General features: G+C 42.0%; 14 protein-coding genes and 1 pseudogene. 13 read left to right on the forward strand and 2 right to left on the reverse strand.

Going from position 1 to position 22,337, the window contains the following annotated elements; genetic code table 11:
* Positions 1-243: 243 nt before the first annotated feature.
* From BQ7394_RS25345 to BQ7394_RS25645, 12 genes and pseudogenes are all read left to right on the forward strand, one after another.
* Positions 244-2,188: pseudogene (locus BQ7394_RS25345) on the forward strand (SusC/RagA family TonB-linked outer membrane protein); the annotation flags it as partial.
* Positions 2,189-2,374: 186 nt separating this feature from the next.
* Positions 2,375-2,938 (forward strand): RNA polymerase sigma-70 factor, encoded by a 564-nt coding sequence (locus BQ7394_RS03995; RefSeq protein ID WP_075556183.1) that lies wholly within the window; start codon positions 2,375-2,377, stop codon positions 2,936-2,938.
* A gap of 132 nt (positions 2,939-3,070) precedes the next feature.
* The gene (locus tag BQ7394_RS04000) at positions 3,071-4,030 is read left to right on the forward strand and encodes a FecR family protein (RefSeq protein ID WP_075556856.1); all 960 of its coding nucleotides are present in this window, start codon (positions 3,071-3,073) and stop codon (positions 4,028-4,030) included.
* Between the two features lie 232 nt (positions 4,031-4,262).
* Positions 4,263-7,679, forward strand: a complete 3,417-nt coding sequence (locus BQ7394_RS04005) for a TonB-dependent receptor (protein WP_075556184.1) — start codon at positions 4,263-4,265, stop codon at positions 7,677-7,679.
* A gap of 12 nt (positions 7,680-7,691) precedes the next feature.
* Positions 7,692-9,407 (forward strand): RagB/SusD family nutrient uptake outer membrane protein, encoded by a 1,716-nt coding sequence (locus BQ7394_RS04010; RefSeq protein WP_075556185.1) that lies wholly within the window; start codon positions 7,692-7,694, stop codon positions 9,405-9,407.
* 122 nt (positions 9,408-9,529) lie between these two features.
* On the forward strand, positions 9,530-12,019 hold the full coding sequence (locus BQ7394_RS04015) for an outer membrane protein assembly factor BamB family protein (protein WP_075556186.1): 2,490 nt from the start codon (positions 9,530-9,532) through the stop codon (positions 12,017-12,019).
* Between the two features lie 104 nt (positions 12,020-12,123).
* Complete coding sequence (locus BQ7394_RS04020) at positions 12,124-15,054, forward strand: malectin domain-containing carbohydrate-binding protein (RefSeq protein ID WP_075556187.1); 2,931 nt, start codon at positions 12,124-12,126, stop codon at positions 15,052-15,054.
* Positions 15,055-15,483: 429 nt separating this feature from the next.
* A complete protein-coding gene (locus BQ7394_RS25770; protein WP_154674735.1) occupies positions 15,484-15,621 on the forward strand; it encodes a hypothetical protein in 138 nt (45 codons plus the stop codon).
* A 4-nt stretch (positions 15,622-15,625) separates the two neighbouring features.
* A complete protein-coding gene (locus BQ7394_RS26430) occupies positions 15,626-15,751 on the forward strand; it encodes a hypothetical protein (RefSeq protein WP_262497521.1) in 126 nt (41 codons plus the stop codon).
* Positions 15,752-15,758: 7 nt separating this feature from the next.
* Positions 15,759-16,208: a glycoside hydrolase family 97 catalytic domain-containing protein gene (locus BQ7394_RS26180; RefSeq protein ID WP_075556188.1), complete on the forward strand. Its 450-nt coding sequence runs from the start codon at positions 15,759-15,761 to the stop codon at positions 16,206-16,208.
* Between the two features lie 48 nt (positions 16,209-16,256).
* Positions 16,257-16,655 (forward strand): glycoside hydrolase family 97 catalytic domain-containing protein, encoded by a 399-nt coding sequence (locus BQ7394_RS26185; RefSeq protein ID WP_075556189.1) that lies wholly within the window; start codon positions 16,257-16,259, stop codon positions 16,653-16,655.
* Positions 16,609-16,854, forward strand: coding sequence for a hypothetical protein (locus BQ7394_RS25645; protein WP_139317678.1), 246 nt, complete (start codon positions 16,609-16,611; stop codon positions 16,852-16,854). The genes BQ7394_RS26185 and BQ7394_RS25645 overlap by 47 nt, the downstream gene beginning before the upstream one ends.
* Here BQ7394_RS25645 and BQ7394_RS04035 read toward each other — a convergent pair.
* Complete coding sequence (locus BQ7394_RS04035) at positions 16,849-17,739, reverse strand: AraC family transcriptional regulator (RefSeq protein WP_075556190.1); 891 nt, start codon at positions 17,737-17,739, stop codon at positions 16,849-16,851. The two genes, BQ7394_RS25645 and BQ7394_RS04035, sit on opposite strands and share 6 nt — an antisense overlap.
* A gap of 259 nt (positions 17,740-17,998) precedes the next feature.
* On the opposite strand from BQ7394_RS04035, the gene BQ7394_RS04040 reads away from it, so the two are divergent.
* Positions 17,999-20,893, forward strand: a complete 2,895-nt coding sequence (locus BQ7394_RS04040) for a glycoside hydrolase family 38 N-terminal domain-containing protein (protein ID WP_075556191.1) — start codon at positions 17,999-18,001, stop codon at positions 20,891-20,893.
* Between the two features lie 421 nt (positions 20,894-21,314).
* Here the strand turns inward: BQ7394_RS04040 and BQ7394_RS04045 are convergent, their stop codons facing one another.
* Positions 21,315-22,331 carry a uroporphyrinogen decarboxylase family protein gene (locus BQ7394_RS04045; protein WP_075556192.1) on the reverse strand — a complete coding sequence of 339 codons (1,017 nt, stop codon included), beginning with the start codon at positions 22,329-22,331 and terminating at the stop codon, positions 21,315-21,317.
* Positions 22,332-22,337 lie beyond the last annotated feature (6 nt).

Here is a 22,337-nt window from a genome sequence, read left to right on the forward strand (position 1 = left end):
AACACAATTATCAAACGAAAGGAACACATATGTGCTTTATTCGTTTGATATATATCAAACGCAAGAGTCTTCGAATACAAAATCCTGTTTTATGGAGACAATATATTTTTATATTCTATAAAATATTTCATAGGGATTTAGGGGTATTACAAAATGTTTAAATTAAAAAGGAAGTTACTTCCGATTTTATTCACACTATTTTTATTTAACTCTGCTTATGCTCAAAGTGTGAAGATCGATCTATCGGTAAAGAAAAGTGATTTGACTGGTGCCGTCTCTTCTGTGAAAATGTCAGATGCTCCAGTGGCAACAATCTCAACGGTCAGCCATGCATTAGCTGGAAAAGCTGCCGGATTGCAAGCTACTACAATTAGTGTACAGCCTGGTGGTAATATTGAGTTTCGTATCCGCGGGGCGGCTTCTCCACAGGCAGGAAATGATCCGTTGATTATTGTAGATGGTTTCCCCGTTAGTGATCCGGGAAGTATGGAAGTTGGAAAATATGATGAAGGTAAAAAAGATAATATATTAGCTTCTATCAATCCTAATGATATAGAATCTATTGAAGTTCTGAAAGATGCTAGCTCCACGGCTATCTATGGAGCATGTGCAGGTAATGGGGTAATTATTGTAACGACTAAAAAGAGGCAAACAGGTAAGCCTAATGTAAAATATTCAGGGTCCGTATCAACCCAAAATATAGCTCGTAATTATGAGGTACTTGATGCACATGATTTTATGCTTCAAAGAAACCGTTATTATCAAGAAAATGGATGCGGGATAATAAAATTGGAGTTTATGGAGGGGCAGATGAGTCCACTGTTTCTCCTTTTGTTCCCAGATATACGGATGCGGAGATTGCAAATCCTGCAAATAATACGGATTGGATGGACGGAGTTACCCGTTCCGGATTTCAAACGCAACATAATATTTCTGTTTCCGGCGGATCTGAATATACTAAATATTTGATTTCCGGGAATTATTTTAAACAAGATGGTGTGGTAAAAAATAATGGTCTGGAACGATTTACCGGGCGTATTAATATGGAACAGAAGATCAGTAAATATGTAAGAGCCGGTGTTAATCTGACACTTTCGACTAATAATTACGACAACGTACCTTTAGGTGCCGGTTTTGCTGAAAATGCCAGTTTATTGGTATCTGCGTCTCAGTTCAATCTGTTACTTCCAGTAAAGAATGAGAATGGAGAGTATACTCTTAATCCAGAAGAATCATTTGTGCCGAATCCGATTTCTTTGTTGGAAATTACAGATAAGACGCGGAAGAAACGAATATTAGGTACGGCTTATTTAGAAATAGAACCGATCAAGGATTTGATATTGAAAGCTGATATCGGTGTCGATAATAATATGCAGAAAAGAAGGACTTATTTGCCTATTACTACTCTTTACGGAGCGAAAGAGGGAGGTACGGCGAATATTGGAGAGTTTGATAAATCAGATTATTTGTTGGATTTAACAGCTTCTTATAAAAAAATACTGGGGCGTCATTCCTTGAATGCATTGGTTGGATATTCTTTCCAGTCTTTTAATTATGAAAATTTGTCTGCAGGAAACAGTAAATTTCTTACAGATGGTTTCTTTTATAATAATCTGGGAGCAGGGGTTTATCCTAAACCAAGTGTTCTGCATCCAAAAATGAAATGGCATCTTTTTTCGGGCGTGTTAGTTATTCTTTTGCTGATAAATATTTACTAACAGCAACGTTACGTGCTGATGGTGCATCAAATTTCGCAGCTAATAAAAGATGGGGTTATTTTCCTTTTGTCGCGTTAGGTTGGAGGTTCATTGAAGAATCTTTTATGCAAAACCTGAAAGATGTTTTCTCTAATGTAAAATTGCGTGTCAGTTACGGACAAATAGGTAATTCAAATATAGGTAATAAAGCTATTAGTTTTTATAAGGTAGGTAATAATAATATTTTTGGAGATCAGGAATATAAAGGAGTTTATCTGGATCAGTTAGGTAATCCGGATCTGAGTTGGGAAACGACAAACGAACTAAACGTCGGATTGGATCTGGGTTTCTTTGATAACCGCATCAATTTGACGGGAGAATATTTTTATAAGATCGTATCTGACTTATTGGATAAACGTAACTTGTTGGCTCATCAAGAGGTTAGTATTATTGCTGCCAATATAGGTAAAACGCAGAGCTCAGATTTTGAAAAGGTATTTATTTGCTATTTCTTTAGGAAGTCGGAGAAATTATATTTGTGTTTCACTAAACCTGGTTAATTGATAAAAGTAATGAGGAAATATTGGCTTTTAACTTGATGTCTTAATGTTTTTAGTACATAAAGGGTGTAGCAGGAAATATTTTGTATATCTTTATCCCCTGTTAGCGATATTGTTATGAAGGAGAGTACCGAGATACAAACATTTAATCATCTGTTTATGAATTACAAAGGACGTTTTGTTCACTTTGCCAGAACGTATGTGGATGATGAAATGATGGCAGAAGATATAGCTGTCGAAAGTTTGATGTATTATTGGGAAAACCGTCAAAAACTCGACTCTCATTCAAATGTTCTGGCTTATATCTTGACAGTCATCAAACATAAGTGCCTGGATCATTTAAAGCAGTCACGTGTGCAGGAAGATTTCGTCGAATATATGAAAACGAATGAAGTCCGGAAATTGAACTTACGTATTGCTACTTTGGAAGCCTGTAATCCGGAGAGGATATTTTCAGAAGAACTTCAGGAGCTGGTAGATAAGACATTGCTTTCCCTTCCAGAGCAAACCCGCGATATTTTTATGAGAAGTCGTTATTATAACCAGAATCATAAAGAAATAGCCGAAGCACTGGGACTTTCGACAAAGGCTGTTGAATTCCATATAACCAAGGCGTTGAAAGTGCTTCGTGTAGCTTTGAAAGATTATTTACCAGCCTTATTTTTCTTAGGTATTTGTTAATTGATCGATCCTTTTCTTCTTTGAATAGAAACTTATATCCAACCGCCTTCCTGAAATGTTTTTTCAAAAAAAGTTACTTTTTCGTTAGGGATGTTCCTTAGCAAATCGCTTTATAAGCAGAAACACGAAAAAATGAAAAAAGAAACATTATATAGATATTTTGAAGGCATAACTTCCCCGGAAGAGGAGGAGGCTGTTTATCGTTGGCTGGATGCCTCTTCTGAAAACGAGAAGGAATTATTAAAGGAGCGTGAACTTTTTGATGCGATGATTCTTGCCGGAAGTACAGAACAAGATCTGTCCGGAAAGAAGATAGCATTGACAGTGCCTAAAGGTATGTGGATTCGTCCCTGGATACGCGAAGTGATGAAGGTTGCAGCAGTAGTCGCAATAACGGTCGCTTGTGGTTTATATTTTTATGTAGCCGAAAAAAAGGAACTATTGTCTGCCATGAATACTGTTACTGTTCCTGCAGGGCAACGTGTGAATCTGAAATTATCGGATGGGACCACTGTTTGGCTGAATGCTAGATCGGAGATGGTGTATCCGGCTGTCTTCTCCGGTTCGAAACGTGAAGTGAAGTTGGATGGGGAAGGCTATTTTGAGGTGAAACATGACAAGGAATCTCCTTTCGTGGTTCATACTCGGAAATGTGATATAGAAGTATTAGGGACGAAGTTTAATGTGGAGGCCTATTCGGATTCGGAAGAGTTTTCAACATCCTTGATGGAGGGCTCAGTGAAAGTGACGGATAATTCAGCAGTCTCAGCTTCAGTCCTTTTGAAACCGGATCAAGAGGTTCATATGAAAGATGGACGGTTATTGGTCTCATTCATTGAAGATTATGATCATTTCCGTTGGCGGGACGGATTGGTTTGTTTTGATAATGTCGCATTTCATGAGCTGATGAAACGTTTCGAAAAATGTTACGGTATATCTATTGTTGTGGAGAATAAGAATCTGGAAGAATATTCGTGCAGCGGTAAATTCCGTATCTCCGACGGATTGGATAATGCGTTACGTATTTTGCAACGAAATGCTAAATATACTTTTGAAAGAAATGAAGACAACTCTATTGTCTATATAAAATAAGTCTAATTAAAAATGAAAAGCCTATGAAACATGAATCGTAAAGTTAATCTTAAAGAAGATAGTTGATCTTAAAATGAAATGCCGACAAGTGTCCCCACACTCATCGGCATCCAATTAACACAATTAAAAATAACTGTATTAATCAATTAGCAACAACAAAGATATGAATAAAAAATTCTTATCGTGGGTTTTCTATGACAAACCCCAACGATGTAAACACTTTTTTAGAATAATGAAGATAACCACTTTATTCCTGTTCGTGTTAATCTTCTGTCTGCACGCAGAAAACACTAATTCGCAGAATGTCAGGGTTACTGTAAAGCAAAACAATACGCAACTATCCAGTATTTTAACTGACATTGAGAAGCAGACGGATTATTTGTTTGTTTATGACAAATATGTCAATGTGAATCGTAAAGTATCGGTAAATTTGAATAAACGTCCGTTAGGAGAGGTTTTGGAAGAACTGTTCGACGGAACGGATGTAAAGTTTGTGGTTGATGGGGCTTATATTGTTTTGTCGCCAAAAGAAGGTTGGGTAGAAGGTGTAAATTCAGTAGCCCAGCAAGGGAAAACTATAACAGGTGTAGTAAAAGATGTTAGTGGCGAACCTGTTATTGGCGCGAATGTTGTGGAAAAAGGAACAACAACCGGAACTATTACAGATGTTGATGGAAAGTTTACACTGAATGTAGCCTCTAATGATGCGACATTAATGATATCTTATATTGGATATATTCCGGCCGAGATAAAAGTAAAAGACAAATCTTCTGTATCTGCTACCCTGAAGGAAGATAGCGAGGTTTTGGATGAAGTGGTTGTTGTGGGATATGGAACGCAAAAGAAGATCAATCTGACCGGTGCTGTAGCGCAGGTCACACCTGAAGAAATTCAGAGCCGACCGATCACCAATGTGACGCAGGCTTTGCAAGGTATTACGCCGGGGTTGAATATTGCTCCATCATCTAAATATGGAGGTGAAGTAGGAAGTCCCATGGAAATGAATATTCGTGGTGTCGGTTCTTTGACGGAGGGTTCCGGTAGTCCGTATGTGTTGGTTGACGGTGTACCTATGGATTTGTCGTTGGTCAACCCGACCGATATTGAAAGCATTTCTATCTTGAAAGATGCTGCTTCTGCAGCCATCTATGGAGCAAGAGCTGCCTATGGCGTTATCCTGGTAACAACCAAGTCTGGATCAGAGGGTGAGAAGTTTACTATCTCCTATAATGCAAATTTTGGTTGGAAGACACCGACGATGTTGCAGAGAACTGTGAACTCATTAGATTTCGCAACAGCCATGAACCAGGCTTGTGCTAACTCAGGTATCTCTCCGCTTTATACGGATGAAATGGTAGAATTGATCAAAGAAAACATTGCAAGTGGTGGTACCATGCCAGGAGTAATTCCGGATAGGTCCAATCCACTTCAATGGGGACAGAATGGAGATACTTATGCCAATACCGACTGGATGGATGTCTATTATAAAAAATGGGCTTTTCAGAACAGTCATGATGTTTCAATAGCCGGAAGAACCGACAAATCATCTTATTACGCTGGTCTGGGTTATTTGAAACAAGACGGTCAGCTAAACTTCTTTGATGAGAATTATAAGCGATACAATGTGACTGTCAATAACAGTACGCAGGTAACTCCGTGGTTAAAGTTTAAATTGAATTCGAAATTCGCTTACAGTAAAAACAATCTGCCAGTTGGTTATAGCGGATACGATCGTACTGTAAACTATCACATGATGGCGCGTGCTTATCCTACTTTACCTGTCTATAACCCTAATGGTGACTTTATGGAATCGAATAGTGTTGCACAGATATTGAAGGAGGGTGGTTCTGAAAAACAATCAACCACTACTGTTTATATCACACCGAGTTTCGAGATCAAGGTGATTGAAGACTTGAAAATTAATGGTGATTTTACCTATAATTATCTGGGCTTTGACAAGGATACTCATTTTGCAAAAGTGAATGTCGGAAATGTGGATGGCAAAACGACTCATCTCCATCATGCCAACAATTTTAACAAGATCGAGGAAGAACAAAAAAGCGTGACTTATACAACCGGTAATCTTTATGCCAATTATGCGAAGTATTTCGATAAACACCATTTGGATGCATTAGTCGGTGGACAAATAGAATACAACAGTACGAAACGTTTGATCGGTTCGAAACGGGATTTGATTACAGACGATGTCCCGTCGATCGGTACAGCTACGGGGTTGACTGATTTGCAGGATGAAAAATCCGAGTGGTCTACATTAGGTACTTTTGTTCGCTTGAATTATTCGTTCGATGACCGTTATATGCTTTCTTTTAACGGACGTTATGATGGTTCTTCCCGTTTCCGTTCAGGTAAACAGTGGGGTTTCTTCCCTTCCTTCTCTGCGGCCTATAACTTACACCGTGAGAAATTCTGGGAACCGATAGCTCCGTATGTCAACACTTTTAAACTGAGAGCATCCTATGGTACGCTGGGTAACCAGGAGGTTCCTAACTATCTGTTCTACGAAACAATTCCGGTAAAGACCAATCTGGAGTATATTATAAATGGAGCGCGTCCCATCTATACCCAATCGCCTGCATTGGTTAGTTGGAATCTGACATGGGAAGAATCTCGTACACTGAACATCGGTGCCGATATGTCATTCCTGGACAACCGTCTTAGCGGTACATTCGAATGGTACTCACGCGAAACAGTCAATATGTTCGGTCCGAGCGAAGCACTCCCTGCCGTATTAGGTAAAGATGCTCCGAAAAAGAACAATGCTTCTTTGCGAACGAATGGCATTGAAGTGAGTTTAACCTGGAAACAACGGGTAAATAATGATTTCAGTTACTCTGTTACCGGAACTTTATCTGATAACCAGACTGAGGTTACAAAATATAATAATCCGACACAGATTATCTCTGATAAGACATACTTTAAAGGACAAAAGCTCGGTGATATCTGGGGATACGAAACCGATCGTTTCTTTACCAGTGAAGATGACGTTAAGAATTCACCGGATCAATCGGCTATCCATGCTAAATGGAATCCGGGAGATATTAAATATAAAGATCTGAATAATGATGGTAAAATTGATTGGGGAGATAACACCGCTTCTAATCCGGGTGATAAAAAGGTAATCGGTAACAATACTCCACGTTTCTTGTATGGACTGACATTTGCCGGTCAATATAAAGATTTTGACTTCAGTGTCTTCTTCCAGGGAGTTGGAAAGCGGGATGTTTTTATCGGCTCTATGACTTATTTTGGTTTCCAGGGTAATAAGTATTTTGATAATGTTCATGAACATAATATGAATTACTGGACGGAAGACAATACCAATGCTTTCTTTGCCCGTCCGTATGCAACCGGTGAAGTGAGCAAAAATCAGCAGACACAATCCCGTTTCATTCAGAACGGTGCTTATTTACGCTTAAAGAATCTGCAGCTTGGATATACGTTGCCGAAAACGTTGTTGCAAGGGGTAGGTATTGAAAAACTCCGCTTTTATTTCAGTGGTGAAAACTTGCTTACTTTCTCGAAATTAATCGATGGCATTGATCCGGAAGGTACAGTTGGTAGCTGGGGGGATGGAAAATCCTATCCGATGTCTTTGGTTTGTTCATTTGGTGTAAATCTAACTTTTTAATTCTATAGACGTATGAAAAAGAAATTATATATATGCGCTTCAATCCTTGCATCTTTTTTGATCAGTTGCGATTCATTCCTGGAGAGAGAACCGTTAGATAAGATCAGTAAAGAAGTTTATTTCAAGACCTCAAAAGACTTGGAGTTGTATGTGAATCAGTTTTACACGAAATTTCCGGGCTTTGGAGGTTTTGGTATCGGGTATTTTGGAGACGACCGTAATAGTGACAATATGGTACATGAAGACTATGATGTCCGTTTGGCCGGTTACAAAACGGTATCAGGAAACGCCAGTGATGCCGGCTGGAAATGGGAAGATATTCGCTCTGTAAACTATATGTTGGCAAATTTGGGAAATCTGGAAAGTTCATTCGATGAGAGTAAACCTTATATCGGTGAAGCCTATTTCTTCCGTTCTTATTTATACTATTCTCTTTTGCAGAATTTTGGAGATCTGCCCTGGGTAAATCAACCTTATGATACAGAATCTGAAGATTTATATAATCCACGTGTGTCTCGTAACATCATTGTCGACTCTATGTTGGTAGATTTGGATAAAGCTATCGAGTATATGCCAGAGAAAGCAAATGTTGTTGATGGACGTTTGTCAAAGGAAGCTGCCTTATTATTCAAGTCACGTGTAGCATTATTTGAAGGTTCTTGGGAAAAATATCACAATGGAACAGATTTTGGTGTAAAGAATGCTGATTATAACAAGTACTTCCATATTGCAGCAGACGCTGCTAAGCAACTTATGGATATGAATAAGTACGCATTATTTACCACAGGTGATCCAAATACAGCTTATTATCAGTTATTCAACAAAACGGACTTTAAAGACAATACTGAAGTAATTTTGGCAAGAACCTATTCGTTGGTATTGGGTTTGACACATAGGGCACAAAACTATCTTCTTTACAGAGGATCACGAACGGGGCTTAGTAAGGAATTAGTGGATGACTATCTTTGTCTGGATGGTAAACCAACTGCTTCTCATCCTGAATATTCTGATAAAAATCTGCTGAGTGTAGTGAAAGATCGTGATCCTCGTTTGGCTCAGACCATGTGGATCCCGGGTGATCTTCGTGTCGGCATAGGGGAAAGGCCTTTGTATTTTGAAAAACCTTTTATTGATTTGACGGGAGAAAATAACTGTTCAACCGGCTATCAGTTAAAGAAAGGTTCAGATCCTTATTGTGTAGATACAGAGAATGCAGAAACGGGTTCTATCGTGTTCCGGTATGCCGAAGCTCTGCTGAACTATGCTGAGGCTAGAGCTGAATTAGGTGAACTTACTCAGGATGATGTAGACAAAACTATTAATCAACTTCGGCAGCGTGTAGGTGTGGCGGATTTGAAATTGAATGCTATCACTAATGACCCGAACTGGAAGTTCCCGGCAATCTCACCGATACTTAACGAAATACGCAGAGAGAGACGTGTTGAATTTGCTTGCGAAGGCTATCGGCTTCCGGATTTGATGCGTTGGAGAGCACATGAAGTGTTTGGTAATAAACGTCTGAAAGGTTTTTATTTCAATCAGTCGGAATTTCCGGGAATGGAACCAGGTAAGGATATTCTGTTAGATAAAGATGGATATGTTGATCCCTATCAGGTTTCTTTGCCGGAGGGCTATAAGTTCAACCCTAACCGGGATTATCTGTTGCCACTGCCAACCACTGAACTTGTTTTAAATACGAATTTGAAACAGAATCCAGGCTGGAAATAGAAATTGTTTATTTTTTAGCCAAATGAAATAAAGGGTGTGTCAGTCAATTTTGATGCACCCTCTATTTTTAAACTATGAGATTATACCAAAGGACCTCAATTAATTATATAATAATAAATAGAATGAAACATATTTTAGTGAGTTTATTGACTGCCTGTAGCATGTCTGTAGCTGCGGCCCCATATACGGGACGAGTCTTTTTAGATAAAAACGGGAATCATACTTATGACAAAGGGGAAAAGGTCATTGCCGGTGTCTCTGTCTCCGACGGACTGAACGTGGTGCAGACGGACAAGGATGGGGTATTTCATCTGCCCGGCCATATCGACGAACGTTTTATTTTCATCACTATTCCGAGTGGTTACAGGGCGGAAACGTTTTACCAGCGGATTACAAACGAACAGACCGCCTATGATTTTGAATTACAGCCGGCAAATCCGAAAAGTGTGAAGCCTGATGGCAACCACCGTTTTATTCATATTTCAGACACACATATGTACGAATCGTACCGGACGGCTGCAGATGGTTATGCAGCCAGCTCGAAGTATCTGCGGAACTATGTCGAAAACGAAAATATCGCATTTGTTATCCATACAGGTGACATTGCACGGGAGGGTTTCGCCTCTTATAAGGAATTTTTGAATAATGAGAATATGCCTTCTTCGCAAGTCTTCTATTGTGTAGGTAATCATGACCTGGGTGAAGGTAAGTATGGAGAAGAATCTTTTGAGAATTATTTCGGACCAGCCTATTATTCTTTTGAAGTTGGTAACATTCACTATATTGTGACTCCGATGGCACACGGAGACGGCAAGCCAAGTTATACGAATGAAAGTATCGGCCGCTGGCTGAAGAATGACCTGAAATTTGTCGCTCAGGAGAAGCCGGTTATTGCGTTTAATCATAGCGTGATGAGTGCTGACGGCCATTTCCGCTTTGGGAGTGAAAAGGAGGGGTATATTGATCTGGCAGACTATAATTTGAAAGCTTGGATTTATGGGCATTGGCATCATGATCGCATGTACAGCTACGACGGTTCGGACGTGCAGATGATCTGTTCACCGGGATCTGTACGTGGCTCGTACGACCATTCACCTTCGTCGTTCCGCGTATTGACCTGCGGGGCACAGGGTGAACTTTCTTCCGAGATTCGTTATCCTTATATCGACAAGGCAGTCACAATCGCTTCTATCGATAATGGACGGTCGGCCGTTACACCGGAAGGTAAAGTGCCATTATCCGTCAATGCCTATTCGTCCGTTTCGCCGACACGAAAAGTGACGTATAGCTGTTTTAGCGGTGGAAAAGAGTACAAAGGAAATGTGTTGAAACAGCGGACTGATTTCAACTGGAGTACGGATATGGTATTGCCTCCCACGCTTGACGGGCAGATTGTGACTGTCAAAGTTGAAGCTCTGTTTACCAATGGCGAGGTGGCCGGGGAGAGCGCTTCATTTCGTTATCGAAGTGCTCCGGATATTCAGGTAAAGACCGGAGACGACTGGACAAATCTGTTGCAGACACCGGCTCATGTGCCGGACATTAAAGATACATTGCACCTGCCTTTGCAACTGGCGTGGGTACAAAATATCGGTGCCAATATATATTTTACCTCTCCTTTGGTTTACCAAGGTAACGTGTATGCTGCTTCGTTGGATGACAACGGACTGGGGAAGGCTTCAGTGCTTTGCATGGAGTCCGGAACAGGAAAGATACGTTGGCAGTATCCTTTGCATCATTCCGTACGTAGCAGTATTGCGGCAGAGGATGGTTGCATTTTTGCGCAGGATGTTAACGGATGGTTGTATGCTATCGATGCCGTAACAGGCAAATTGGCCTGGGAGAAAGATTTGAAAATGAATAAGCAGGTTCCACTGGATGATGGTTTGGTTGCAACTAATGGAGTTGTCTACGCCGGCACAGGGTATTCTTTGTGCGCTTTTCGGGCTAAGACTGGTGAACTGATATGGCAGAATAAAGATTGGGATACGGGGCATGGAACAGTTGCTACACTGACGGTTCACGATGGTATACTGGTCGGTCATGCTTTTTGGGAGGCAACCTATGCTAACGATGCCCGTACAGGGCGCAAATTGTGGAGCAAGGGATTCGGTTTCGGTAGCTCGATGGCCATGCATAGCGGTTTGCTCTATTGTCTTTCTGATCGTTCGCTGTCTGTACGCGAAGCGAAAACCGGCAGGATGATCGTGCAGAAAAAGTATGACTTCGAGTTAAAGAATCTTTCTACGCCACTTGTGACGGATTGTGAGATCATCTTTGGAACAGCAGAAAATGGGGTGGTGGCCGTAGATGCATCGACTCTGGAAGTGAAATGGCGTTTCCGAACGGGACGAGCCATGATCTATACAGTTCCGACACTGGGCGATCCGGCATCACCTGTTGAAACTAGTCCTGTTTTGTCCGGCAATATCGTGTATGTCGGAGCTTCGGATGGATATTTGTATGCTCTCGATCGGCAAACAGGTCAGTTGTTGTGGAAGCATGCAATGGGGGCACCCGTTTTGGGAACTGTCGCTGTTTCCGGAAATGCCTTATTCGCTGTTGACTTTTCCGGTAATATATACGGGTTCGTGTCTCAATCTTTATATTGATCACAGACAATACAAAGTATGAATTGAATAGAAAAACAGATAAAATGAAAAATGTAAGATTATTAATGAGGTTGTGTTTATTACTTTTTTTTGTTAGCTTTCAAATGCAGGCACAAGAAGTAAAGCAGATAGTATTACCTTACGAAGCGTCGCAGTTATTGAATTTCTCAGCGAAAGAAATTCAGAAGTATATTTATTTAAGGACTAAATTATTTGTGCCGATTCAATCGATAGAGGCTGAACATTCTATTTCTGAGGCAATTGTACTCAGAGATGACAACTGCTTGTCCATTGAAGAATATTCGATTGAAACGAAAGGGAATAGTCTGTATATTAACGGAGGATCGGATATCGCTGTATTGTATGGCGTTTATTCATACGCGGAGTTGCTGGGTGTCCGTTTCGCTTTACATGGAGACGTGATACCCGATGAACCGTTCCGTGGTTCGTTATTGCAATGCGAAAAAAAGAATGGTAAGCCGTTATTTGCATTGAGAGGGTTATTGCCTTTTCATGATTTTCCGGAAGGACCTGACTTATGGAATGAAGACATGTATAAATTGTGTATGGCACAGATGGTAAAGATGAAGATGAATTTTTTCTCCTTGCATACCTATCCGCATGTCGAACCGAATGTCTGGGTCGGCCTGTCTGAAGATACGGATGAAAAAGGGAATGTAACCTATTCTTATCCGACAACACTGGCTAACACAAGCCGTCCGGGAGCCTGGGGATATTCTGCTATGGATACACGCGACTATTGCTGTGGAGCTTCTACCCTCTTTAAAGATTCGGTGTATGCCAGTCCGTTGGTGGAAGGACTTCTGCCCTGGCCGAAAGGACAGGAACAAATGAATGAGGTGTTCAATCGTACCGGAGCTTTATGGGATGATGCTTTCTCTTTCGGAAAGCAGCTGGGGATTCGTTTTTGTGTAGGTTTGGAGACACCTCTGTCTATTCCCAAAGAAGTAACAGAACGATTGAAAGAAAAAAATATCGACCCCGGAAGCCGTGAAGCAAAACAATTGCTGTATAAAGGTATCTTTTCGCGCATACAGAAGAGGCATCCCCTGGATTATTTTTGGTTGTGGACACCGGAGGGATGGACTTGGGGTACTCCTTCTAAGGAATCTATACAGAGTACAGTGGAAGATGTCCGGATCGCTCGTTCCGTATTGTCAGAATTGGGTGATCCTTTCGGTTTCGGGTTAAGTGGTTGGGTATTGGGACCGCCCAACGATACGAAGTTGTTTGATAGACATCTGCCTGCCGGTGATTTCATGTCTTCGTTAAGCCGTTTGGTAGGACAGGAGCGTATCGATCTCGGATATAAAGAACTTCCGGATAGCCGTATGAAAATGCCCGTTCTTTGGCTGGAAGATGATCCTGCCTTGACCACACCGCAATTTTGGGCGGGACGTTTACGCAGTGATATTGCAGAAAGTTATGCAGCTGGTTGTAGTGGTATAGTCGGTAATTTCTGGAGAACCCGTTCTATCGCTCCCAATATTATAGCCATGGCTGAAGCCTGTTGGGAACAGGAGGACTGGAATCCGGATTTCGGAAAGCCGTATCAGTATGTACCTGAACCGACAAACGATATCCGGATAGGCGGTGTAGGGACAAACTACTACAGGCATATCAAAGGAACGGAAGACCAGTACCTGTACAATACTCAGCGTTACGACCTGGAGGGGTTTAAAGTGAAGGTTCCCAACGGAAACTATAAAGTGACTTTCCTGTTCAGTGAAACAAAGTTCGATCAGCTTGGACAGCGTGTCTTTCATTTGAAGGTACAGGACTCGGAGGTATTGCGGAATATCGATGTATTTAAAGCTGCCGGACGTGATAGTGCTTATACGATTACTTCCGGTATGGTTAAGGTGGATAATTATACATTGGATATTCAGTTTGAGCCGGTGGTCGGTCCTACGTTTCTATCCGGATTTGTGATCGAAGGAAAAACAGCTGATGTAAATCAAATCAAAGGAACGCCTTACAGACGGTGTATTGACGTGGGAGGCGGTTTATATAAAGATTTTGAAGCTGATTTGAGTGAACAGGTAGGAAATAAGCAGCAAAGATCCCGGGATATGTCTTCCACTTCCCTGTATCAGGATTATGCATGTCATGAATTCGGACCGGAGGTAGGTAACCGGGTGGCTGCCATTTTTGAATCGTTAGACGGTACAGTCGGAAATGAGGGACATTTGGGATTCCGTATGCCTCGTCCGGCTGCCTGGATCACCGGCCCGGGAGTCATTCAGCCTAATGAAATTCCCTGGGAAGAAGAAGCCGGCAAATATGCATTTGTCGATTCTTTATATGCCTTACGGGATCAGGTCAAAGGAAAAGGAAATAAAGCCCGTTTTGATTACTGGCTGAATACTTTCTCTTGTTTGCGGGCGATGGGAGAATTGGGATGCATGCGCGGACTGTTGGATAACCGGATGAAAGAATTGTCAGCCCAACCGTCAGAGAATGCGAAGTGCTCTTTTGTAGAAGATAAAATCCTCCCTCTGCGGATTGATCTGTCACGCAAATGGGAACAGATGATCGGCTATCTGATGCAGACTGTATACACTTCGGGAGAGCTGGGAACTCTAATCAATCTGGAATCGCAGACCCGTAAAACTTACGGATTTCTAACTAAATACGATCAGGAACTGGAAGTAGCCTATGGGAAGAAGTTGCCAGCTGAAATATATTTGTCTGAAACCTACTCACAGTCTCCCCGCCTGATTGTTCTTAATGAGCGTACAGTTATCGGAAAAGGAGAGGCGTACAAAATGGAAGTCACTGTATTGGGTACGAATCATATCGATGAGGTCCCGGTGTTAATGTATCGCGAGCTAGGGAAAGGGAAATTCAAGGCAAAGAAAATGACCCTTGAGAAACAACAGACCTTTAGTGTGCAGCTACCGGATAGTACAGAAAAAACAATTGAATATTATATTACGATAAATGTTGACGGAAAGAAATTATCTTATCCGGCTTCCGCTCCTGAAGTGAATTTGACTTGGGTGAAGTTATAATATTTCAACAATGATATCAGTGCATGGAAATGTTGTAATTTGTGGAACGTCTCGATTGAATAGGTGTTGGTTAAGGAATACAGATTTTATAATTGTAAAATAGGCATGAGAGGATATCCTTAGTTGGATATCCTCTTTTTATATGAATACTGAATGTTATTAGTGTATGTAGCTCTGTTAGGCAATAATAATCCACGGAATAGACAATTTTTTGCTATTTTATAAGAAATGAATACTATCTATATTTGTTATGCTTTAAATAACTATTATATTCTTATTTGTGTATGAATTTTAAAAATAGTATATATGAATTAGGATTTTGGAAATGACAACACATTTTCGCTATGATTCAGCAAGGCTGGAGGTGCAGCATGTCGTCTGGCTTTTTCCGGATGCTCCGTGGTTCGGGTACAATAGAAGGTGAAGGAGATGGACGGATTTAATCCGGAGGGATTGCCGGATAAAGAAACGACGCGGAATTACTTTGGACATACACTTTCCGTACCCAGCGGTCGGGCGGAATATCTGCCACTGGACTTCTCTGTGAAGAATCAACGGTGTTACTAGGGATATGTTGAAAGAAGAGGTGGTTGTCGGATATCCGGTTTTTCAGGATGAAGATATTAACTGGGCCAGTGGAGTTTGTACCGAATATGGTGATGACGAGGTCATGGTCGTGAAAGAAGTGTTCCTATGAAAAGCTCTTGGATGAAGACGCAGTTTTCCTTCTGTCCGGAATATGCCGATCCACGATATGGATGGTTTTATTACCCGATTATGTATCTGTCTGGAGAGTGATTTTATATGGAACGAAACCGGGTGTATTGACAGACTCCCATCTGATAGAACTATTGAATCCAGATCCGGACCCCACTTATGACTTTTCATGGGTGAAGCCCGGTATGGCTGTTTGGGATTGGAGAATTGACGGGGCTGAATGGGACGACTTTACCTATTCGATGTCTTATCCCTCCTGGATACGAATGGTCGATTTTGTAGCAGAACAAGGATTTAAATATCTGGTATTGGATGCAAATTGGTACGGGCCGGAATTTGAATCGGACTCCCATCCGGTGGAAGGTGATAAGGCAAAAGATGTACAAAACCTGATCGCTTACGGTAAAGAGATGGGGGGGGTATCTGGTTGTACCTGAATGATGTGGGCGGAAGAAAATCTCCCATAGAAGAGATGCTGAAACAATATGGTTGCCGGTCCGGTAGATATGAATAACGGCATGTTCGATCTTCGCCAGGGACCTACGACCCGTGTAGACGAAAATCAACCGGTACCCTCTACACTGGTTTCTGAAGCTGCACGTACATTGATTGTTTTCTCCGGTGTGACTATCCTTCCAGATACCCCAGAGTTTTACAAGAAATATCCGGCTCTGCTCGATTTCCTTTCTTCCCAGAAGATGCCTTGGAAAGAAAGTCGTACACTGGCTGGTGAGATCGGGGAATATATTGTTATGATGTGGCAGACAGAAGAAGTCTATCCTTGTTGTATCTACTTTCTTGCCGGAGGTATATGCAACAGATCAGATCAAACCTACAGTGAGGTATCATCGGGATGGTCAGGTTATTTCCCGTATTTATTTTGAACCAGGTAAACGAACCACGGTTACAGATGGTAACGGACGTATGGTACTGGAAGTTAGTAATCCGACTACTTTTCCTGCCGATGTGAAAATCTACTCGGAAGTATCGGCAGAGGCTCGTAAAACTCCTTTGATTTTGAGTAGTGATAGAATAGAAACGATCCGTCTGAATCCAGGTGAATTGAAAACTGTTCTGTTATAGTTTGAAATTCTGTTTCCTGAACTCCAACGGAGAAAATCCCATTACATTGGAGAATGTTCGGGAGAAATATTGAGACTCTTTAAAACCAAGCTTGTGAGCTATCTGATTGACTTTCATATCTGTCTGGATCAGAAGTTTGCAAGCTTTGTCTATTTTCAGGCGGGTAAAGTAGTCCATGGGAGAGTGCCCGATCTCTTTTACAAATTTACGGTAGAAATATGACTCCGAATAACCGCAAAACTTGGCAAAGTCTGACAATTTCAGGTTGGACTCAATATTATCGTTCATGAAATGTACCACACGGTTGATTACATTTTCTGAATATTCCTTTTGCCGGAAACGATTACGGTAGATGTTGATGAAAAGGAATGAACCCAGAAAATGAGCAAAACAGAGGTTCGCATAATGCATATGATCCATGTCGGTACTCTCATTTAAGGTATTGAACATCTCTTCAAACAAGTCGATCCGTTCCTCTATCCGTGACTGTGCAGAGGGAGAAACTGATGTCGGCTTATCGAAACGGGAAGAGAAAAGCGAAGCTTTATCTCCTCTGAAATGTAACCAGTAGATAGTCCAGGGATCTTCATCATCCGCCCCGTAAGCATGCGGAATGTTACGGGGTAATATGATAAATTGGTTTGCTTCCAACATTTTCCGTTTTCCATACAGATCGATCCATCCCCGCCCATCTTTACAATAGATGAACAGATATTCGTCGCATCCCTCGGGACGGTTTATATAATGGTGGGATGCACGCGCAAAAAATCCCATCGAATAGAGATACAAGTCACCAGTAAGTGGACTGTCTTCCATTAGTTTGATCATAGGGATCGGCAGATAGATGAAACGTTCGCCGGAAAAACCAAGTTCTACTTTTGCCATAATTCATATAATCGGATTGATACTGTAAAGTAAACAATAATAATCCACGAAATAGTCAATTATTTGCTATTTATTATTGAAATTGTAGTTTATAATTTTGCTTTAACTTACACTTTACCTTATACCTGGTCGCTGTGGTGGTGAAGTAAACAAAATATCGCAAGATTGTATAAGTAAACAATCGGAATGTCTATTGAATAGGAAATAAAAGTTTTTTTATTTTGTATGATGTGTAAATAGTTAATCTAAATGTAATAGAATGAGAAAGAGAATTGTGTTCAGCTTATTGATATTCATGTTTTCCTCCATGGTTCAGGCAGAGATAAAACCCGGTGCGATCGATTATATCGTACGCCCGCTTTACGGTTACAGGGCCGACGGTGCACCCGGACGTATTGTGACGGTCCGGTTGAAAGGAGAGGAACTGAAAGGTGATCTTTCGGTCGAAGTGATAACCAAGGGGAAAACAGAAAAGAACCATTTTGTATTGAATGCGAAAGACTCGACAGAAGTAGATGTTATGTTACCTGCCACAGTACCTACAGAGAAGAAGTCGGAAGTCACATTTGTCCTCCGTGGGGTGGATAAGACATACAAGCAAAAGGTCAGTATTACCCCTATGCGTCACTGGAATGTTTATCTGTACAACCATGCCCACGTGGATATAGGTTATACAAATACGCATAAGAACGTAGAGCAGCTTCATAAAAACAATATCATTGAAGGAATAAAACTGGCGGAAGAGACGAAGAATCATCCCGACGGTGCCCGTTTTGTCTGGAATCCGGAAGTAGGCTGGCCTATGGAGCGGTTGTGGCAATCCAATCCGGAGATGCGGGATGAACTGGTTGAGTCCATGAAGAAAGGGCAGATATGTTTGGATGCCAGCTATCTGAATCTGAATACCAGTACCTGTGCCGATGAGGAATTGTTCCATGTCTTCAAGTTTACCCGCGAGATGCAACGGTTGAGCGGAGTTCCTTCGGATGTTTTCCAGCAGTTCGATATACCGGGTATGTCGTGGGGATTGATTCCGGTTATGGCACAGGAGGGTGTTAAGTATATTATCTCATGGCCGAATACTGACCGCGCAGGAAATGCTCATAAGAATATGGATGGAAAACCCTTTTGGTGGGTAGGTCCCGACGGTAAATCGAAAGTATTGTTCCTTCAGCCGGGTGGTTATGCCAATAGTGGCAGTATGGGAAAAGGCGGAGAGACCGGACGTCCGTGGTTCGGACAACGTGACCCGGCAAAAGTGCCGAAAGTGATCCGTATGGGATATGCCAATGTCGATTTTACCGAGAAACTGACGGCGTTGGAAAAAGAGAATTATCCGTATGATTATACCGTTCTTTCCTGGTCGTTGTGGGATAACAACCCGTTGGATGCCGATGTCCCTTTTGCGGTGAAAGAGTGGAATGAAAAATATGCTTATCCGAAAATCATCATTAGCGGCGGTCATGAGATCATGTCGATGATAGAAGAGAAGTACGGTGACCAGTTGCCGGTCGTTTCCGGTGACTATACCGAATACTGGACGGACGGTCTGGGTACGGCTGCCGGCCTGACAGCCAAGAACCGGAATGCCAAGGAAAAACTGGTGCAGGCAGAAACAATCTGGTCCATGCTGGCAGACGGAGGAAAAGCTCCGCGCGAAGATTTCGATGAGGCCTGGCGTTATATCCTGTTAGGTTCGGAACATACCTGGTGTTTTGAGAACCCAACCGAACCCTATTTCCAGGATGCCATTTGGAAAGTGAAACAGTCTTACTTCCATGAAGCCGAAGACCGTTCGATCGATATGCTGGATGAATCGCTGGCTCCTGCCACGGATAAGTCGAATGGGGCACTGGGGCCTAAAGAAGGTCCGGCAAATGGAGGTATCGCCGTCTTTAATACGCATTCCTGGCGGCAGAGCGGTGTGATTAGGCTGACGGAAAAAGAAAGTCTGAAAGGGGATAAAGTAGTCGACCAGAATGGTAAAGAGCTTCTTTCCCAACGTCTTTCTACCGGTGAGTTGTTGGTTTATGTGCCGGAAGTACCTGCGCTGAGTTCCCGTCATTTCCGGGTAGTGGAAGGTAAATGTTCTTTGTCAGGCAGTTGCAAAATAGAAGGAACGACACTGGAGAACGATTGTCTGACGGTTCATGTGGACCGGACAACCGGTAATATTGTTTCTTTATTGAAGAAAGGTTCTGAATATAACTATATCGCCCAGGGGGCCAATACCTTCTCCTGGTTACCGGCGAATGTGGATGCTCCGCAAGCGGATACGGTATTGTCTGTTTCCGTTGTCGAAGAAGGTCCTTTGGCTGTAGAACTGTGTGTGACATCGAAAGCAACCGGTTGCCGGAGTGTCTCCCGTTCTGTCCGTTTGCAGGCAGGGCAGCCGTGGGTGGAAATATCCAATGTCGTAGATAAATTGCCTTTGGTGGAGAAAGACGGTATTCATTTTGGCTTTGCCTTTAATCTTCCGAATTCAAAGACCCGTGTAGATATTCCGTGGGGTGTGATGGAAGTGGAGAAAGACCAGTGGCCGCAAGGTAATCGTAACTGGCTGGCGATGCAACGATGGCTGGACGTTTCGAATGCGACACATGGCGTAACCTGGTGTTCGCTGGATGCTCCTTTGTTTGAATACGGCGATCGTTATGCCAATATCGCAATGGGCTGGGGAGGCCAGGGAAACTGGGTAACAAAACTTGATCCCAGTTCAACGGTCTATTCATGGGCGATGAATAATCACTGGCATACCAACTTCCCGTTGACACAGGATGGTCCTGTTCAGTTCCGTTACCGTTTGTATCCGCACGAAGCCTACGATGTGGTGGAAGCCAACCGTTTCGGTATGGAACAGTCGCAGCCGCTGGTTTATGTTACAGCTGATAAAGACCCGCAGGTACAGCCTTTGATTGCTATCGATAACCAGAAGGTTTACTCGACGATCATCAAGTCTCTGGAAACCGATCATACTTTAATTGTCCGCCTCCGCTCTCTTTCGGATAAAGAAGAAAACATCCGTCTCTCTTTCCCGAAAAAGACACCGAAAAACATCTCTGTTTGCGAACGCGAGGAGATTGCCGGAAAGAAAACTGACGGTAATCTGATGATGTCTCCATACGGACAGATGACGTTAAGACTGGAGTATTAGGGAGTAATATATTGAGATAGTAGTGCTGATAGGGTTGGCATAGTAGTGTGACTACCCTTGACACTACGATCTTGCTTTTGTAAGTTAGTTATCCTAAACTTATAGGATTACAGTTGTTTTTGAAAGAAATGGCGTCACCTCTTCTACTTTGAGACTCTATCTTTGAGTTTCAAAGTAGAAGAGGTGACACCACCAAAAAAAGTGGCGTCACCCTTGTAGTATAGGATAATCAACAGGTCTGTCCAGTAAAATCAAGGGTGACGCCGAAAAATAAAATTAAAACCTTGAAAACGGATGCCTCCCCATTATCTATTCTATGCCTACCTTTTCAGAAAAAGCCGCCGACCTTTTAAAGAAAAGCTGCTGACCTTTTTCAAAAAAAGCTTACGCTTTTGTTTGACTTGGTAGCCTATAAGGTTGGTTATTCCCGTGCTGTATGAATCATTGCGAACAGATTCTCAGAAGGTGTTGTTGAAGGAATGGCGCAACCGGCATTTAATATGAATCGGGGATTGTCTTTGAATATGTTCAGTAATTCTGAGGTTTTTTCTCTGACTAATTGAGGTGTACCGAATGCCAGTACTCCGGCTGGATCAATATTTCCGGCAAATACTGTTGTTCCACGCATTTTTTCTTCAGCCAGATGTATGTTCGTTTTATAATCCAGCTCTAGTACATCTGCCCCACAGGTAATCATTTGATCGATAATAATATCTGTATTACCACAAATATGTAACAGATAAGGAATTCCCAATTCATGGGCATATTCACAAACTTTCTTTTCGTATGGGAGTGCGAACCTTCCGTACATATCAGGAGATAACATAGAAGGACCAGCCGGACTATCACCGTTTGAAACCATATCGGCTCCGGCTTCTTTCATCATTCGAATAAATTGTGAAGTCGCTTTATAACAATAGTCCAGTAGTGCAAAAACAGATTCTTCCTCTTCCAGACATAAGTCTATCATCATATTCTCTACGCCACGAAGCATTGTCGCCAACGAGAATGGTGCCTGGTCACAATTCCCGCGTATATAAATTTCATCTTTGAAGTGAGCTTTTAATAAGGCTACAGCTTCACACCAGATATTTGCGTATCGGTAACTTTGTATGTCAACTGGTTTTAATTGGTCGACTTCAGCCAATGATGCTAAGATTCCTTCATGAGAGCGAGCCGGTTCTGTCTTCGGAAAGTCAACGTTTACACCACACGCGCCAGCAAGTGTAACCGTGTCGATATCTACCACAACACCATCATATTGATATTTTTCTACGGCACGGATAAAGCATTCGGCTATCACCCGTGGGTCGTTGCGGAACTGTTCCATCGTGTATCCGGCTTCGCTGACAGCCATCATAAAATTGTGCAGCATTATTGGGGTCTTATCCGGTTGCTTGCCGGAAAGAGCCGCTTGGATTCTTTCGTATCCTGTCATGTTAAT

Origin of the sequence: Parabacteroides timonensis (genome assembly GCF_900128505.1) — a bacterium.
GTDB classification, from domain to species: Bacteria; Bacteroidota; Bacteroidia; order Bacteroidales; family Tannerellaceae; genus Parabacteroides; species Parabacteroides timonensis.